This is a genomic window from Paracoccus sanguinis (assembly GCF_900106665.1).
GTDB lineage: Bacteria > Pseudomonadota > Alphaproteobacteria > Rhodobacterales > Rhodobacteraceae > Paracoccus > Paracoccus panacisoli.
This window is the reverse complement of the sequence record NZ_FNNA01000001.1, coordinates 1,140,156-1,156,277: the sequence shown is the minus strand read 5'-3', so window position 1 is coordinate 1,156,277 and position 16,122 is coordinate 1,140,156. Positions and strand designations below refer to the sequence as shown.

Here is a 16,122-nt window from a genome sequence, read left to right as displayed (position 1 = left end):
CGATAGAGGCCGCACCCGCCCATCCGGAGGCCCGCCATGACGTTCCGCGCCCGCCACCTGCTTGGCGTCGAGCCGCTGGCCCCGGCCGAGATCACCACCCTTCTCGACCTTGCCGAAAGCTACGTGGCGCTGAACCGCCGCACGGTGAAGCACGGCGACGCGCTCGAGGGTCTCACCCAGATCAACCTGTTCTTCGAGAACTCGACCCGGACGCAGTCGAGCTTCGAGCTCGCGGGTAAGCGTCTGGGCGCCGACGTGATGAACATGGCCGTGGCGCAGTCGAGCGTGAAGAAGGGCGAGACGCTGATCGACACGGCGCTGACGCTGAACGCCATGCAGCCCGACCTGCTGGTCGTGCGCCACCCCCACTCCGGCGCCGTCAACCTGCTGGCGGAAAAAGTGAACTGCGCCGTCATCAACGCCGGCGACGGGCGGCACGAGCACCCGACGCAGGCGCTGCTCGACGCGCTGACGATCCGCCGGGCCAAGGGGCGGCTGCACCGGCTGACGGTGGCGATCTGCGGCGACATCGCCCATTCCCGCGTCGCCCGCTCGAACCTCATCCTGCTCGGCAAGATGGAGAGCCGGGTCCGGCTGGTCGGGCCGGCCACGCTGATGCCCTCGGGCGCCGCCGACTGGGGCTGCGAGATCACCGAGGACATGGCTGAGGGCCTCAAGGGCGCCGACGTGGTGATGATGCTGCGGCTGCAGAAGGAACGCATGGACGGCGGCTTCATCCCCTCCGAGCGCGAGTATTACCACCGCTGGGGGCTGGATGCCGAGAAGCTGGCGCTGGCCGCGCCGGATGCGATCGTCATGCACCCCGGGCCGATGAACCGGGGGGTGGAGATCGACGGCACGCTCGCCGACGACATCAACCGCAGCGTGATCCAGGATCAGGTCGAGATGGGCGTCGCCGTCCGCATGGCCGCGATGGACCTGCTGGCGCGGAACCTGCGCGCCGCGCGTGGGGCGAGGGCGGCGGGGGAGGGGGTCTATGCGTGAGGACGAATGGGGGATGGTGGTCAACGCCCCCGCCCCCGTTTCCGCTGCTGGGGCCGCTGCCGGGGCCGCCGAAGACCAGCGCGCCCGCGCGGGGGCCCAGACCGCGGCCCAGGTGCTGTTGCCGGGCGAGATCCAGCTCTGGGAGGGCGCGCCGCGGCGGGGCGCGGGCTGGCGCTGTCTTCTGCGCGACCGTGACATGATCCTTGCAGCCGCCGGGACCGTGCCAACGCTCGCGCTGCTGGCCGTTGCGCTTCCCGATCATCGTGAGATTCTGGGGATGGCGGTGACCGTTGGCGCGGCGACCGCGATCTTCAAGCTTGCCCGGTTGGGCCGCCAGTTGCGTCGGGCCCGCTATCTCGTCACCGACCGCCGGGCGATCGTGGTGGCCGGCAGCACCATCCTGTCGATCAAGCACGCCGCCAGCCGTCCGCAACGACACGAGACGCGCTGCGGCACCACCATCGAGCTCGGCAAGGGCGTGATCGGCAATGCCGCCGCGGCCGGGTGGGCCAGCGACAAGCGCCTGGCGCGGGTGTTCAGCGGTCCGGACAAGCACGCTCCGCTCATCGCATTCCGCGCGCTGGAACCGTCCGAGGCGCCCTTTGACCTGCTCAGCCGCCTTGCTGGTGCCGAGCCGGCCCTTCATTTCAGCCCCGTGCCCCCGCTGGGAGGCGGCCTTTCCGCATGATCCTGCATTTCCAGAACGCCCGGCTGATCGACCCGCAGGCCCTGTCGGCCGAGCCGGGCAGCCTCACCGTCGAGGATGGGCGCATCGTCGCGCTCGACGGCGACGCCCCCGAGGGGGCGACCGTCATCGACGGCGGCGGCAAGTGCCTCGCCCCCGGCATCGTCGACTGGGGCGTCAAGATTGGCGAGCCGGGTGAGCGGCACCGCGAATCGATGCGCTCGGCGGCGCTGGCCGCCGCCGCGGGCGGCGTGACCACGATCATCGCCCGGCCCGACACGCTGCCACCCATCGACGCGCCCGAGGCGCTGGAGTTCGTGACCCGCCGCGCCGCCGACCAGCCGGTCCGCATCCGCCACCAGGCGTCGCTGACCCGCGCCCGCGAGGGGCGCGAGATGGTCGAGATGGGGTTCCTGCTCGATGCCGGCGCGCTGGCCTTCACCGACGGGGTGCGGGTGGTCGAGAACACCAAGCTGCTGTCGCGCTGCATGAGCTACGCCAAGGGGCTGGGGGCGCTGATCGTCGGCCATCCGCAGGACGCGGGCCTGTCGCGCGGGGCGGCGGCGACGAGCGGCAAGTTCGCCTCGCTCTACGGCATCCCGGCGGTCAGCCCGCTCGCCGAGCGCATGGGGGTTGAGCGTGACCTCGCGCTGGTCGAGGCGACGGGGGTGCGCTGGCACGCCGACCAGATCACCACCGCCGCGGCGCTGCCGGTGCTGGACCGGGCGCGGGCGGCGGGGCTGGATGTGACCGCGGGAACCTCGATCCACCACCTGACGCTGAACGAGTTCGACGTCGGCGACTATCGCACCTTCTTCCGCCTCACCCCGCCGCTCAGGTCCGAGGACGACCGGATGGCGCTGGTCGAGGCGGTGGCCGAGGGGCGGATCGAGGTGATCGGCAGCTTCCACACCCCGCAGGACGAAGAGGCCAAGCGCTTGCCGTTCGAAGTCGCCGCGCCGGGCGCCGTGGGGCTCGAGACGCTGCTGCCGGCGGCGATGCGGCTTTATCATCAGGGCGGGGTGACGCTGCCGCAGCTGTGGCGGGCGCTCAGCCTCAACGCCGCCGACCGGTTGGGTCTGCCGGGCGGGCGGCTGTCGGTCGGCGCGCCGGCCGATCTGGTGCTGTTCGACCCAGACGCGCCCTTCGTGCTCGACCGCTTCGCGCTGCGCTCGAAGTCGAAGAACACCCCCTTCGACGGCGCGCGTATGGAGGGGCGGGTGATCGGTACCTGGGTCAGCGGACGCCGCGTGTTCGACGCCAACGAGGCCGGGGGCCGCGATGAATGAGGTGCTGATCGCCACCCTGCCCGCGGCCGCCGCGGTCACGCTGCTGCTGGCCGCGCTGGGCGGCTATCTGCTCGGGTCGGTGCCGTTCGGGCTGGTCATCACCCGGGCGCTGGGCCTGGGCGACCTGCGCGTCATCGGCTCGGGCAACATCGGCGCCACCAACGTGCTCAGGACCGGCCACAAGGGAGCGGCGCTGGCGACGCTGCTGCTCGACAGCGGCAAGGGCGCCATCGCGGTGCTGGTGGCGCGCGAGCTGGCGGGCGAGTGGGCCGCGCTGGTCGCGGGATCGGCGGCGTTCCTCGGCCACTTGTTCCCGGTCTGGCTGGGGTTCCGGGGCGGCAAGGGGGTGGCCACGTTCCTCGGCACCACGCTGGCGCTGTTCCTGCCGGTCGGGCTGATCGCCTGCGGGCTGTGGCTCGCCACGGCGGCGATCACCCGCATCTCGTCCCTCTCGGCGCTGGTCGCCGCGGCCGGGGCGCCGGTCTTTGCGCTGATCTTCGGGCTGCGGGGGCTCGCGGCGGCGACCGCGTTCATGGCGGTGCTGATCGTCATCCGCCACCGCGCCAACATCGCCCGCATCCTCGCAGGCACCGAACCGCGGATCGGCAGCAAGGGTTAGCGCCCCCGCTTCCTCGGGCTGGATGCAAGTATCCTCGGGCTTCCGAACGCCCGGAAAACAGTCCGGTGGACTGTTTTCAGTGAGGAAGGCCGCGGCAGCGGCCCGGGGGCAGACAGCCCCCGGTCCGGCAGCGCAACTCAGCGCGTGGGCACCGGGGTCTCGCCGCGGTAGTCGTAGAAGCCGCGACCCGACTTGCGGCCCAGCCACCCGGCCTCGACGTATTTCGTCAGAAGCGGGCAGGGGCGATACTTGGTGTCGGCCAGTCCATCGTGCAGCACGTTCATGATGGCCAGGCAGGTGTCGAGCCCGATGAAATCAGCAAGCTCCAGCGGCCCCATCGGGTGGTTGGCGCCAAGCTTCATCGACTCGTCGATGGATTTGACCGAGCCGACCCCTTCGTAGAGCGTATAGACCGCCTCGTTGATCATCGGCATCAGGATGCGGTTGACGATGAAGGCCGGGAAATCCTCGGCGCTGGCGCTGGTCTTGCCCAGCTTCTCGACCACCTCGACCAGCGTCTTGTAGGTCGCCTCGTCGGTGGCGATGCCGCGGATCAGCTCGACCAGCTGCATCACCGGCACGGGGTTCATGAAGTGGAAGCCCATGAACTTCTCGGGCCGGTCGGTGCGGCTCGCCAGCCGGGTGATCGAGATCGACGAGGTGTTCGAGGTCAGGATGGTGTCCGGCCCCAGATGCGGGACGATCGCCTCGAAGATCTTGTTCTTGATGTCCTCGCGCTCGGTCGCGGCCTCGATCACCAGGTCGGTGCCGGCGATGTCCTCGACGTTCGAGGTGGTGCGGATGCGGGCCATGGTGGCGGCCTTGTCCTCGGCCGAGACCTTGCCGCGGCTGACTTGGCGTTCGAGGTTGCGGTCGATGGTCGCCATCGCCTTGTCGAGCGCCTCGGCGCTGACGTCGTTCAAGAGCACGTCATACCCGGCCAGCGCAAACACATGCGCGATCCCGTTGCCCATCTGCCCGGCGCCGACGATTCCGACCGATTGGATTGCCATGTCCCGACCCTTCCCCCTTATCCTGCGGGACGATAGGCGGAAAGCGCGGCGGGCCTCAATGACAAAACCGCCCGGGCGCGGGGGGCGTCCGGGCGGTCTGTCACTCGCGCGGGTCGGCGCCTCAGAGCTTTTCGGTCAGCTCGGGCAGGATGGTGAAGATGTCGCCCACGAGGCCGTAGTCGGCTACCTGGAAGATCGGCGCCTCTTCGTCCTTGTTGATTGCCACGATCACCTTGGAATCCTTCATCCCGGCGAGGTGCTGGATCGCCCCCGAGATGCCGGCCGCGATGTAGAGGTCAGGCGCCACGACCTTGCCGGTCTGGCCCACCTGCCAGTCGTTCGGGGCATAGCCCGAATCGACCGCCGCGCGGGACGCGCCGACGGCGGCGCCCAGCTTGTCGGCCAGCTTCTCGACGATCTGGAACCCGTCCTTCGAGCCGACCGCGCGGCCGCCCGAGACGATCCGCTTAGCCGAGGTCAGTTCCGGGCGGTCCGAGGCGGCGACCTTGTCCTCGACCCACGACGACAGCGCGCTTTCGCCCGCTTCCTCGTTGTGGTCGACCGTCGCCGAGCCGCCCTGACCGGCCGCGTCGAACGACGCGGTGCGGACGGTCAGCACCTTGACCTTGTCCGAGGACTTCACCGTCTGGATGGCGTTGCCGGCGTAGATCGGGCGGGCGAAGGTGTCGCCGTCCACGACCTCCATCACGTCCGAGATCACCATCACGTCCAGCAGCGCCGCGACCCGCGGGGCGATGTTCTTCGCGCTCGCGGTCGAGGGCATGACGATGTGGCTGAAATCGCCCGCCATCTTCACGATCAGGTCCGACACCGGCTCGGCCAGCCCATGCGCGAAGGCGGGCGAGCTGACGCAGATCACCTTGGACACGCCGTCGAGCTTGGCGGCCTCGTCGGCGGCGCCGTGGCAGTCGTGGCCGGCGACCAGCACCGTCACGTCGCCCAGCTTCTTGCCGGCGGTCAGGGCCTTGGCGGTGGCGTCCACCGCGAGTTCACGCCCGTTGTTGAGTTCGGCAACCAGAAGAACGGCCATCACACCACCCCCGCTTCTTTCAGTTTCGCCACCAGCTCATCGACCGAGCCGACCTTGATCCCGGCCTTGCGGCCCTCGGGCTCCGAGGTCTTGACGACGCTCAGGCGCGGGGTCGTGTCGACGCCATAATTGGCGGCGGTCTTTTCGGTCAGCTCTTTCTTCTTCGCCTTCATGATGTTGGGCAGCGAGGCGTAGCGCGGCTCGTTCAGGCGCAGGTCGGCGGTGACCACCGCCGGCAGCTTGACGCTGATCGTCTGCAGACCGCCATCGACCTCACGCGAGACCTTGGCGGCGCCGCCGTCGATCTCGACCGAGTTGGCGAAGGTCGCCTGGCCCCAGCCGAGCAGCGCGGCGAGCATCTGGCCGGTGGCGTTCATGTCGTTGTCGATGGCCTGCTTGCCGGCGATGACCAGCTCGGGCTTTTCCTCGTCCACGACGGCCTTGAGCAGCTTGGCGACGGCCAGCGGCTCGATGTCCTGGTGCACGTCGTCGGCGGCGACGATCAGGATGCCGCGGTCGGCCCCCATCGCCAGCGCGGTGCGGATCGTCTCGGCGGCCTGCTTGACCCCGATCGAGACCACCACGATCTCGGTCGCGGCGCCCTTTTCCTTCAGCCGGATCGCCTCTTCGACGGCGATCTCGTCAAAGGGGTTCATCGACATCTTGACGTTCGACAGGTCCACCCCGGACCCGTCTGCCTTCACACGCGGCTTGACGTTATAGTCGATCACGCGCTTGACCGGCACGAGAACCTTCATCGGCTCACTCCCACACAGTTACGTCCGTTCGCAGGACGGGATAACGGCCCCCGCCCGGCAGGGACAGGGGAAAATGCGACATTCCGGCGCGGAACGCCGCGTCTTGGCGCGCCCCTCGGGGCGCCGCGGCGGCTGCTAGCGCTAGCGCGAGGCGCCCGGCACCCAGAGCACGTCGTCGGCCCCGTTCGCGTTGGCCACCCGGCCCGCGACGAACAGCCAGTCCGACAGCCGGTTGAGGTAGCGCACCGCCACCGGGTTGGCGTCCCCCCCGGCGGCGAGCTCCACCGCCCGCCGCTCGGCTCGCCGGGCCACGGTGCGGCTCAGGTGCAGATGCGTGGCGAGCGGCGTGCCGCCGGGCAGGATGAAGCTGCGCAGCGGCGAGAGTGCGGCGTTCATCGCGTCGATCTCGGCCTCGAGCCGGTCCACCTGGGTCTGGATCATCCGCAGGACCTCATAGGGGGCCTCGCCGTCCGCCGCCATCCGCGGGCGCGAGAGGTCGGCGCCGAGGTCGAAGAGCTCGTTCTGGATCACCCCGATCTGCGCCGCCATCGGCCCCTCGGCGTGAAGCCGCGCGAGGCCGAGGGTGGCGTTCAGCTCGTCCACGGTGCCATAGGCCTCGACCCGCGGGTCGTGCTTCGGCACGCGGGTGCCGTCCGACAGCGCCGTGTCGCCCGCATCGCCGGTGCGGGTGTAGATCCTGTTCAGAACGACCATCAGTGTCCCCTTATCGCCACAACGGCCATGATGATGATGATGGCGATGGCCTGGGCGATGATCCGCCAGCGCATCAGCCGGTTGCCGTTGCGGCGGTTGAACTCTCCGCCGCGGGCAAAGCCGCCGATGCCGGTGGCGAGGATCGCCGTGACGACCAGCGCCGAGACTGCGACGATCAGGAACAGGGGTTTGTCTTGCATCACCGGCTCCGCCGCACGCGAGATGGGCGAGCTTAGCTGCGCCGGGCGAACCAGTCCAGCGCCGCGGTGGGCAGCAGCCGGCGCCCATAGGCGGCCAGCGTCGTCGGGCGGGTGACGCGGTAGCGGGCGCGGGGGCTCCGGTCCTCGAGCGCGCGGGCGATGGCGCGGCTGGTCGCGGCAGGCGGCAGCTCGAAGCGGTCCGGCCCCGAGGGCTCATAGAGGCGCTTGAGCAGGCTGGCCTGATACTGCGCGACGCGCGGGCTCGCCTGCCAGTCGATCCAGCGCTCGAAATGGGGGATGGAGTTCGCGCGGATGCGGCTGGTGATCGGCCCCGGCTCGACCAGCACGACCTTGATCCCCGTGCCCTGCATCTCGAGCCGCAGCACGTCGGTCAGCCCCTCGAGCGCGAACTTGCTGGCCACATAGGCGCCGCGCCAGGGGATACCGACGAGGCCGAGGACCGAGCTGACGTTGACGATCCGGCCCGCGCCCTGGTCGCGGAAATGCGGGATCAGGCGGCGGGTGAGGTCGTGGGTGCCGAAGAGGTTCGTCTCGAAGATCGCGCGCAGCCCGCCGCGGGGCAGGTCCTCGACCGCGCCGGGCAGGGCGAAGGCGGCGTTGTTGACGAGCGCGTCGATCGGGCCGCGGGCGATGGCCTCGGCCGCGCAGGCGGCGACGCTGGCCTCGTCGGCGAGGTCGAGGGGCAGGGCGGTCATGCCCTCGGCGCGGCGGGCGGCGAGGTCGGCCTCGGTGCGGCAGGTGGCGAAGACGGTCCAGCCGCGGGATTGCAGGTGGCGGGCGGCGTCAAGGCCGATGCCCGACGAGCAGCCGGTGATGAGGACCGTGGGCACCCGCGCTCAGGGCTGGCGCGCGGCGAGCGCGGTGCGGGCGACGTAGCCGGTGCGCCCGTCCGAGTCACGCACCAGCGCAAAGTCGGGCGCGGCGGCGGCGAGCAGGATCACTTGCGTGCCGGCGGGCAGTTCGGAGAGCGGGTGCGAATCGGGCAGCGGGTCGGCGATCAGCGCGGCGTCGATCTTGAGCGCATAGCGGCCGCCTGGCGTCAGCCCCCTCTCGGCCGCCTGCGGCAGCAGCATGATGCCGGCCTGTCGGTAGGCGGGGGTCGCATCGGTTCCCATCACCCCCAGAAGGGCGAAACCGGCGACGAGAGAGGCAGAAATCACGCGTAACATTGGGGTAACAGTCAGGTGCAGGGCGTCGATGATGCGGCCCCAACCCCTGCGCGGCGCGAGTCGTTCCCCATTTTCGTCGTCACGTCATATTGCAGCCGTGTGATGTGATGTTTTTGCCAGATGGTGGTCCGGCGGGGTGCGCGCGGCCGCGGGCGACGCGCGGCGAAGCCCGGCCGGGCGGGGCTGGACCGGGCGGGGCGGGGCCAGTAGTCAGGCCGGATGACGACCGACCCCGACGATCCCGACCGCCCCGACCTCGACCCCGACCGCGCCGCGCCCGAGGGCCGAGGGGCCCCGCGCGGCCCCCGCCGCCGCGGCCCCGCCCCCGCGCGCCCCGAGGCCGCCGCGCGTACGGCGGCCGAGGTGTCCGAGCCGCTGAGCCGGGCGATCGGCGAGCGCTACCTGACCTATGCGCTGTCCACGATCATGCACCGGGCCCTGCCCGACGCCCGCGACGGGCTGAAGCCGGTCCACCGCCGCATCCTCTATGCGATGCGCGAACTCAGGCTCTCGCCCACTGGGGCGTTCCGCAAGTCGGCGAAGATCTCGGGCGACGTGATGGGGAACTATCACCCGCACGGCGACAGCGCGATCTATGACGCGATGGCGCGCCTCGCCCAGCCCTTCGCCATGCGCTACCCGCTGGTGGACGGGCAGGGGAACTTCGGCTCGATCGACGGCGATGCCCCGGCCGCGAGCCGCTATACCGAGGCGCGGCTGACGCTCGCCGCCGAGACGCTGATGGAGGGGCTGGCCGAGGACGCCGTCGACTTCCGCCCCAACTACGACGGCACGCTGACCGAGCCGGTGGTGCTGCCGGCGGCGTTCCCGAACCTGCTCTGCAACGGCGCCTCGGGCATCGCGGTGGGGATGGCGACCAACATCCCGCCCCACAACCTGCACGAGGTCGTGGACGCCTGCCTGCATCTCATCAAGTCGCCCGAGGCGCGGCACGAGACGCTGATGGCGATCATGCCCGGCCCCGATTTCCCGACCGGCGGGGTGCTGGTCGAGGACGCGGCGACCTTGGCCGAGGCCTATCGCACCGGCCGCGGCAGCCTGCGCCTGCGGGCCCGCTGGCAGGTCGAGGACCTGGGCCGCGGCACCTGGCAGATCATCGTGACCGAGATCCCCTATCAGGTGCAGAAGTCGAAGCTGATCGAGCGGCTGGCCGAGCTGGTCACGACCAAGAAGATCCCGATCCTCGCCGACATCCGCGACGAATCGGCCGAGGACATCCGCATCGTCCTCGAACCCCGGGCGCGCTCGGTGGACCCCGCGCAGCTGATGGCGGCGCTGTTCCGCGTCTCGGACCTCGAGGTGCGGTTCGGGCTGAACATGAACGTGCTGATCGACGGGCGGGTGCCCCGCGTCTGCTCGCTGACCGAGGTGCTGCGCGCCTTCCTCGACCACCGGCGCGAGGTGCTGCTGCGCCGCACCGCGTTCCGGCTGGAGAAGATCGCCCAGCGGCTCGAGGTGCTGGACGGCTATATCGTGGCGTACCTGAACCTCGACCGGGTGATCGAGATCATCCGCTACGAGGACGACCCCAAGGCCGTGATGATGGCCGAGTTCGCGCTGTCCGAGGCGCAGGTCGAGGCGATCCTGAACATGCGCCTGCGGGCCCTGCGGCGGCTGGAGGAAATCGAGCTGCGGGCCGAGCGCGACCGGCTGGCCGAGGAACGCGCAGGCCTGCTGGCGCTGACCGCCGACGAGGGCCGGCAGTGGGCGCGCATCGCCGAGCAGTTGCGCGAGGTGCGCGGGCTCTTCGGCAAGTCCACCCCCGCCGGCGTCCGGCGGACCGAGATCACCGCCAGCGAAGAGGTTCAGCCGCTCGACATGGACGCGATGATCGAGCGCGAGCCGGTCACGGTGATCCTGTCCCGCATGGGCTGGATCCGGGCCGTGAAGGGGCACCAGCCGCTCGACGCCGAGGTGAAGTTCCGCGACGGCGACGGCCCGTTCCTCGCGCTCCACGCCGAGACGACCGACAAACTGATGGTCTTCGGCGCCAACGGCCGCTTCTACACCGTGCCCGCCAACACCCTGCCCGGCGGGCGGGGCCTGGGGGAACCGCTCAGGCTGATGATCGACCTGCCGAACGACGCGGCGGTGCTGGACCTGTTCCCGTGGCGCGAGGACCAGCAGTTCGTGGTGGCCTCGAGGGCCGGGGACGGGTTCATCGTCGGCGCGTCCGACATCCTGGCCCAGACGCGGGCCGGCAAGCAGGTGCTGAATGGCGAGGCGCTGCTGGTCCGGCGGGTCGAGGGCGACCACCTCGCCACCGTCGGGGACAACCGCAAGCTCTTGGTCTTCCCGCTGTCCGAGTTGCCCGAGATGGCGCGCGGCAAGGGGGTGCGGCTGCAGAAGTTCAAGGACGGCGGGCTGGCGGATGCGAAATGCGTGACGCTGTCGGTGGGGCTGTCGTGGCTCGACCCGGCGGGCCGGACGCGCAGCGAGCCGGACCTGACCGAGTGGCTGGGCAAGCGCGCCACCGCGGGGCGGATGGCGCCGCGCGGCTTTCCGCGCGACAACCGCTTCGGCTGACAGTCCGTGAGACGGGTGGCCGCTCAGTCGCGGCGGCGCACCTCTTTCCACCCGTTCACCATCGGCCGGATGAGGTCCTCGCCCTTCCAGAAGCGGTAGAAGAGGATGATCCCCACGTGCAGCAGCACGAGGAGGAGGATCAGCGTCCCGCCGAGGTGGTGCCAGCTCAGCATCGCCTTGCGGGTGGCCGAGCTCACCGAACTCGCGAGCGGGCCGACGTTGATGTAGTCGTCGGCGTCGATGAAGAGCCCGCTCGTCGCCTGCGCGGCCAGAAGGCCCAGCATGGCGATCACCGACAGCGCGCCCAGCGGGTTGTGGCCGGGCCAGTAGCTCGGCTCGCGCGAGAACATGTGCCGGGCGTAGCGGGTGACGGCGCCCGGCCCGCGCAGGAAATGCGCGAACCGCGCCTCGGGCGGGCCGACGAAGCCCCAGACCAGTCGGAACGCCAGCAGCCCGAGGATGAAGTAGCCCAGCCAGAAATGCAGCGTCATCTTGGCCGGGCCGACCTTGGCAAGCAGCCAGGTGGTGATGACCGCCGCCGCCAGCAGCCAGTGAAAGCTGCGCAAGAGCGGGTCCCAGATCCGGGTCCGCACGGGCGGCAGGGCGCCGGGCGCGTCTCGGCCGGGCGGCTGGGGGGCGGCGGGCATCACGCGGGCCTTACTTGGCGCGGTAGCTGTCGTGGCAGCCCTTGCAGGCCGCGCCGAGCGCCTGGACCACCGGGCCCACGTTGGCCTGGCCGCCCTTCACCGCCTCGGGGATGCCGTCCGCGGCCTTCTGCAGGTCGGCGTACTTGGCCGACAGCCCGGCCTTGTCGGTGATCGCCTCGGGCTTCGCCTCGGTCTCGGTGCCCAGTTCAGCGGTCGAGGTGCCGGGGATGAAGTGCTCGGTGACGTCGTAGCGGCTCAGCGCGTTGATGTTGGTCGCGGCGGCGACGGCGGCGGCCTCGTCATAAGGGATGTCGCCCTTGGCCATGCCCGCCAGGCGGTTCATGTTGTAGCCGAGCATCTGGTAGAAGCCCTTGCGCGCCTCGAGCGCGACCTCTTCGGGGGTGTCGTCGGCGAAGGCGGCGGCGACGGGCAGGGCGGCGGTGAACGCCGCGGCGACGAACATCAGGCGCATGGCTAGTCCTTGCTGTTGGGTGGTCGGTGGTTGCTGAAGCGTAGCGGGGCGGGCGCGGGGCGATCAACCCCGCAATCCCGCCCCGCGTTCACGGCCCCGTCAGGCAGCTCTGCCTGCCGGCCGCCCGGCTCAGGAATACAGGTCCTGGACGCCCACGTGCTGGTGGATCTGGTTGATCACCTGCCGGTCGATCCCCATCGCCTGGGCAAGGCTGTTCAGGTACTCGGCCTCGGTCCGATTGTCGAAGTCGATCGCCATCAGCGACATCATGTAGACCTGCGGCTCAAGGCCCTTGGGCACCTCGCGCGCCAGCGCCTGCGCGTCGACCGGCGCCGCCATCTGCTCGCGGATGAAGGCCCGGTCCTCGTCGTCGAGGTCGCCCATCTGCCCCAGCAGCCGCTCACGCTCGGCCTCGTCGATCTTGCCGTCGGCCTTGGCAGCCTGGATCATCGCCCGCAGCATCAGCCCGGCGATGGCGTTCTGCTCGGCCGTCGGGGTGACCTCGGGCTCGTCCTGACGGGCGAGGGCGTCGTTGAACAGCTCACCGAAGCTCGCGTCGTTCTGCTGCTGCGCGCCGCGCTGGGCCGGACCGTTGAGGAGCCCACCCAGCAGCCCGCCGAGCGAGCCCGCCGCGGCTCCCGCGCCAGCCCCGCCGACGAGGCCGCCGAGGATGTCGCCCAGCCCGCCGCCGCCGCTGGTCCCGGTGCGGGTCGCCGTGCCGCGGGTCGAGGCGCCGGTCTGGCGGGTCAGCTGGTCGAGGAGACCGCCGAGACCGCCCTGCGCCCCCGGCGAGTTCGGCCCGCCATAGGGCCGGCCGCGCCCGCTCGTCGTGCCCGGCTGACCGCCGCCCAGCACCTGCCCGAGGATGTCGCCGAGCCCGCCGCCCGAGGCGGTCGTGCCGCGCTGGGCGCTGCCGCCCATGCCGCCGCCCATGCCGCCGCCTATCCCGCCACCCAGCGCGCCGCCGAGCCCGGTGTTGAGCAGGTCGCCCAGGATGCCGCCGCCCGTCTGGCGGCCACGGGTCTGCGGGGCGGACTGGCCGGCGCGGGCCTGGCTCTGCCGGACCATGCTGCCGACACCCTTGGCCAGCATCACGCCGGCGGCCACGCGGGCGAGGGATTTCATGAGAGACATCGATTCCTCCGAAGAAACCTTGGGGCGGGCACCGTGCCTGCCTGTTTCGAAGGCAAGAACGCACCCCTGCCGCAGGCAGTTCCGGCGGGCGCGGGTCGCTCGGCGGGAAAGCGCAGCCGTGCCAGTCGGTTGCGCTACCTTGGCGGGTGTGGCCGCAAGCGCCTTCACCCGCCGCAACGCGCGCGTTCCGCGGGGCGGATCGGCATCGCCGCGCCTTGATTTTCCCCGCCCGCGCTTATAGATCGCGGCGATCATTCCGCGAGGCGCGTCCCAGCCGGCCGCCCGACGACCCAGGAGGCCATGATGGCAAAGGCAAAATTCGAACGGACGAAACCGCACGTCAACATCGGGACGATCGGCCACGTTGACCACGGCAAGACGACGCTGACGGCGGCGATCACCAAGTATTTCGGCGAGTTCAAGGCCTACGACCAGATCGACGGCGCGCCGGAAGAGCGGGCCCGCGGGATCACGATCTCGACCGCGCACGTGGAATACGAATCGGACGCGCGCCACTATGCGCACGTCGACTGCCCCGGCCACGCCGACTACGTGAAGAACATGATCACCGGCGCGGCGCAGATGGACGGCGCGATCCTGGTCGTGAACGCCGCCGACGGCCCGATGCCGCAGACCCGCGAGCACATCCTGCTCGGCCGTCAGGTCGGCATCCCCTACATGGTCGTGTACCTGAACAAGGTCGACCAGGTGGACGACGAGGAGCTGCTCGAGCTGGTCGAGATGGAAGTGCGCGAGCTGCTGTCGTCGTACGACTATCCTGGCGACGACATTCCGATCATCAAGGGCTCGGCGCTGGCCGCCCTGGAAGGCCGTGATCCCGAGATCGGCGAGAACTCGATCCGGGCGCTGATCAAGGCGGTGGACGAGTACATCCCGACGCCCGAGCGCGCCGTGGACCAGCCGTTCCTGATGCCGATCGAGGACGTGTTCTCGATCTCGGGCCGCGGCACGGTGGTGACCGGCCGGGTCGAGCGTGGCGCGGTGAACGTGGGCGACGAACTTGAGATCGTCGGCATCCGCCCGACCAAGAAGACGACCTGCACGGGCGTCGAGATGTTCCGCAAGCTGCTGGATCGCGGCGAGGCGGGCGACAACATCGGCGCGCTGCTGCGCGGCGTGGACCGTGACGGCGTCGAGCGGGGCCAGGTGCTCTGCAAGCCCGGCTCGGTGAAGCCGCACACGAAGTTCGAGGCCGAGGCCTACATCCTGACCAAGGAAGAGGGCGGCCGCCACACGCCGTTCTTCGCGAACTACCGGCCGCAGTTCTACTTCCGGACCACGGACGTGACCGGGACCGTCAAGCTGCCGGAAGGTACCGAGATGGTGATGCCGGGCGACAACCTGAAGTTCGAGGTCGAGCTGATCGCCCCGATCGCGATGGAAGAGAAGCTGCGCTTCGCCATCCGCGAAGGCGGCCGCACCGTGGGTGCGGGCGTGGTCTCGAAGATCCTCGCCTGAGCTGACGCCGGGGGGCGCGCCAGCCGCGCACCCCGCAGGTGAAGTCAAAGGGGCCGTCCCGGATGGGGCGGCCCCTGTCGTTTCGTCTTGCGGCGGTCTTTGCCACCGCCGGCCGGCCGGCCGACTACGGCCCTGCCGCGGCGAGAAGACGGGCCATGATCGTCCTGACCGTACCCTCGGCCCGCTTGCCGAGCGCAATCCGGCCGAAAAACCCCGTGTGCGGCCGGGCCGCAACCATCATGCACAGCAGCATCGTATGACCGATCGCCGCATTCAGCTCGGCCAGTTGCGCGTGCGTCACCGGGGTGCCAGATGTGTCGCATTCCCGCGCAAGACGGGTCATCTGCTCGTGCAGTTGCTGCATCTGCGCGGACATTGCGTCCAAGTCAGGTTTCATGGCTTCCCTCGCAGACTCAGCTCGTGCTGCCACCAGCGTTCGGCTTTATTGCGTTCAGCCTTGACAGGCTCGTTATGAACGAAATGCAGTTCAATCGTTGCGCCGCACGTGAGTGCCGCTGCCAACGCCTTGTGAATGTGGCGGTAGCCCCCCGGTTTGCTCTTCCGATAAGGCGCGCCGGCGTGAAGATTGGTGATGTTTCTCACGTACTGCCGCCGCCGCTTGCCGATCGAATTGCACTGACCCACGTAAAACGGCGTTCCGTCCACATACCACACGTAGATTCCGGGCTGGGACGGATTGGTCCCGTCCCTGCAAAGAGCGTCGGGCAGGTTCACTTGCGTCTCCTGGACAGATGGGACTAACCAATTCTCGCAAGGCCGCTCCGCCAGTCAAGCCGGGGACGGAGTCCTGTGCCTTGACACCCAGCCCCCCAGCCGCCATAAGCCCCCATCGCCTCCGGTCACATCGAATCGGAGGCACCCGCGCAGGCCGCCCGCCAAGGGGGCGGCCTTGCGGTTTTTATACTGCCACGGTCCGACGCTGGCCCCGCGTGGTGCGCGGTCAGCCTCTCGACTGAAATCCCCGTCACGAGGGATGCTTTGATGCAAAGCCAGACCATCCGTATCCGGCTCAAGGCGTTTGACTATCGTGTGCTGGACGCCAGCACGCTCGAGATCGTCAATACCGCCAAGCGGACCGGCGCGCAGGTGCGCGGCCCGATCCCGCTGCCGAACAAGATCGAGAAATTCACCGTTCTGCGCGGCCCGCACATCGACAAGAAATCCCGCGACCAGTGGGAGATCCGCACCCACAAGCGCCTGCTGGACATCGTCGATCCGACCCCGCAGACCGTGGACGCCCTGATGAAGCTCGACCTCGCCGCCGGCGTGGACGTCGAGATCAAGGTCTGAGGGGGCGA

19 protein-coding genes are annotated in these 16,122 nt (G+C 70.1%); 7 read left to right on the top strand and 12 right to left on the bottom strand.

The genetic code is table 11. From position 1 onward, the window contains the following. Positions 1 to 36 precede the first annotated feature (36 nt). The 4 genes from BLW17_RS05645 to plsY are packed head-to-tail and all read left to right on the top strand — an operon-like array spanning position 37 to position 3,598. Complete coding sequence (locus BLW17_RS05645; protein WP_036733829.1) at positions 37 to 1,005, top strand: aspartate carbamoyltransferase catalytic subunit; 969 nt, start codon at positions 37 to 39, stop codon at positions 1,003 to 1,005. After that, entirely contained in the window at positions 998 to 1,693 is a 696-nt protein-coding gene (locus tag BLW17_RS05640) for a hypothetical protein (RefSeq protein WP_074826184.1), read from the top strand. Before BLW17_RS05645 ends, BLW17_RS05640 begins: the two co-directional genes overlap by 8 nt. Beyond that, positions 1,690 to 2,979, top strand: coding sequence for a dihydroorotase (gene pyrC, locus BLW17_RS05635; protein WP_036733833.1), 1,290 nt, complete (start codon positions 1,690 to 1,692; stop codon positions 2,977 to 2,979). Before BLW17_RS05640 ends, pyrC begins: the two co-directional genes overlap by 4 nt. After that, on the top strand, positions 2,972 to 3,598 hold the full coding sequence (gene plsY / locus BLW17_RS05630; RefSeq protein ID WP_139305919.1) for a glycerol-3-phosphate 1-O-acyltransferase PlsY: 627 nt from the start codon (positions 2,972 to 2,974) through the stop codon (positions 3,596 to 3,598). The genes pyrC and plsY overlap by 8 nt, the downstream gene beginning before the upstream one ends. Positions 3,599 to 3,735: 137 nt before the next feature. Here the strand turns inward: plsY and BLW17_RS05625 are convergent, their stop codons facing one another. The 7 genes from BLW17_RS05625 to BLW17_RS05595 all read right to left on the bottom strand — a co-directional run bounded on the left by BLW17_RS05625 (position 3,736) and on the right by BLW17_RS05595 (position 8,515). Then, a complete protein-coding gene (locus tag BLW17_RS05625; protein WP_036702479.1) occupies positions 3,736 to 4,611 on the bottom strand; it encodes a 3-hydroxybutyryl-CoA dehydrogenase in 876 nt (291 codons plus the stop codon). Positions 4,612 to 4,732: 121 nt separating this feature from the next. Continuing rightward, positions 4,733 to 5,662 (bottom strand): electron transfer flavoprotein subunit alpha/FixB family protein, encoded by a 930-nt coding sequence (locus tag BLW17_RS05620; RefSeq protein ID WP_036733835.1) that lies wholly within the window; start codon positions 5,660 to 5,662, stop codon positions 4,733 to 4,735. Further along, positions 5,662 to 6,420: an electron transfer flavoprotein subunit beta/FixA family protein gene (locus BLW17_RS05615; RefSeq protein WP_036733837.1), complete on the bottom strand. Its 759-nt coding sequence runs from the start codon at positions 6,418 to 6,420 to the stop codon at positions 5,662 to 5,664. Before BLW17_RS05615 ends, BLW17_RS05620 begins: the two co-directional genes overlap by 1 nt. Positions 6,421 to 6,561: 141 nt before the next feature. Further along, positions 6,562 to 7,134, bottom strand: a complete 573-nt coding sequence (locus tag BLW17_RS05610; protein ID WP_036733839.1) for a cob(I)yrinic acid a,c-diamide adenosyltransferase — start codon at positions 7,132 to 7,134, stop codon at positions 6,562 to 6,564. Then, positions 7,134 to 7,334 carry a twin transmembrane helix small protein gene (locus tag BLW17_RS05605; protein ID WP_036702471.1) on the bottom strand — a complete coding sequence of 67 codons (201 nt, stop codon included), beginning with the start codon at positions 7,332 to 7,334 and terminating at the stop codon, positions 7,134 to 7,136. The genes BLW17_RS05610 and BLW17_RS05605 overlap by 1 nt, the downstream gene beginning before the upstream one ends. Positions 7,335 to 7,366: 32 nt before the next feature. Further along, positions 7,367 to 8,185, bottom strand: a complete 819-nt coding sequence (locus tag BLW17_RS05600; RefSeq protein ID WP_036733840.1) for an SDR family NAD(P)-dependent oxidoreductase — start codon at positions 8,183 to 8,185, stop codon at positions 7,367 to 7,369. 6 nt (positions 8,186 to 8,191) lie between these two features. Next, positions 8,192 to 8,515, bottom strand: coding sequence for an SH3 domain-containing protein (locus BLW17_RS05595; protein WP_139305918.1), 324 nt, complete (start codon positions 8,513 to 8,515; stop codon positions 8,192 to 8,194). A gap of 228 nt (positions 8,516 to 8,743) precedes the next feature. On the opposite strand from BLW17_RS05595, the gene parC reads away from it, so the two are divergent. Then, positions 8,744 to 11,071, top strand: coding sequence for a DNA topoisomerase IV subunit A (gene parC, locus BLW17_RS05590; RefSeq protein WP_083388330.1), 2,328 nt, complete (start codon positions 8,744 to 8,746; stop codon positions 11,069 to 11,071). A 23-nt stretch (positions 11,072 to 11,094) separates the two neighbouring features. On the opposite strand, the gene BLW17_RS05585 is transcribed toward parC, so the two are convergent. From BLW17_RS05585 to BLW17_RS05575, 3 genes are all read right to left on the bottom strand, one after another. Then, positions 11,095 to 11,718 carry a cytochrome b/b6 domain-containing protein gene (locus BLW17_RS05585; RefSeq protein ID WP_052174811.1) on the bottom strand — a complete coding sequence of 208 codons (624 nt, stop codon included), beginning with the start codon at positions 11,716 to 11,718 and terminating at the stop codon, positions 11,095 to 11,097. Positions 11,719 to 11,728: 10 nt separating this feature from the next. Then, complete coding sequence (locus BLW17_RS05580) at positions 11,729 to 12,190, bottom strand: c-type cytochrome (protein WP_036705484.1); 462 nt, start codon at positions 12,188 to 12,190, stop codon at positions 11,729 to 11,731. Between the two features lie 129 nt (positions 12,191 to 12,319). After that, positions 12,320 to 13,315: a tellurite resistance TerB family protein gene (locus BLW17_RS05575; RefSeq protein WP_231565638.1), complete on the bottom strand. Its 996-nt coding sequence runs from the start codon at positions 13,313 to 13,315 to the stop codon at positions 12,320 to 12,322. 312 nt (positions 13,316 to 13,627) lie between these two features. Between BLW17_RS05575 and tuf the strand changes: the two genes are divergently transcribed. Next, the gene (gene tuf, locus BLW17_RS05570; protein ID WP_036703025.1) at positions 13,628 to 14,803 is read left to right on the top strand and encodes an elongation factor Tu; all 1,176 of its coding nucleotides are present in this window, start codon (positions 13,628 to 13,630) and stop codon (positions 14,801 to 14,803) included. A gap of 124 nt (positions 14,804 to 14,927) precedes the next feature. Here tuf and BLW17_RS05565 read toward each other — a convergent pair whose 3' ends face one another. Beyond that, complete coding sequence (locus BLW17_RS05565) at positions 14,928 to 15,179, bottom strand: hypothetical protein (protein ID WP_211656925.1); 252 nt, start codon at positions 15,177 to 15,179, stop codon at positions 14,928 to 14,930. A gap of 17 nt (positions 15,180 to 15,196) precedes the next feature. After that, positions 15,197 to 15,538, bottom strand: coding sequence for a GIY-YIG nuclease family protein (locus BLW17_RS17690; protein ID WP_139305916.1), 342 nt, complete (start codon positions 15,536 to 15,538; stop codon positions 15,197 to 15,199). A 267-nt stretch (positions 15,539 to 15,805) separates the two neighbouring features. Between BLW17_RS17690 and rpsJ the strand changes: the two genes are divergently transcribed. Beyond that, positions 15,806 to 16,114: a 30S ribosomal protein S10 gene (gene rpsJ, locus BLW17_RS05555; RefSeq protein WP_036704922.1), complete on the top strand. Its 309-nt coding sequence runs from the start codon at positions 15,806 to 15,808 to the stop codon at positions 16,112 to 16,114. Positions 16,115 to 16,122 lie beyond the last annotated feature (8 nt).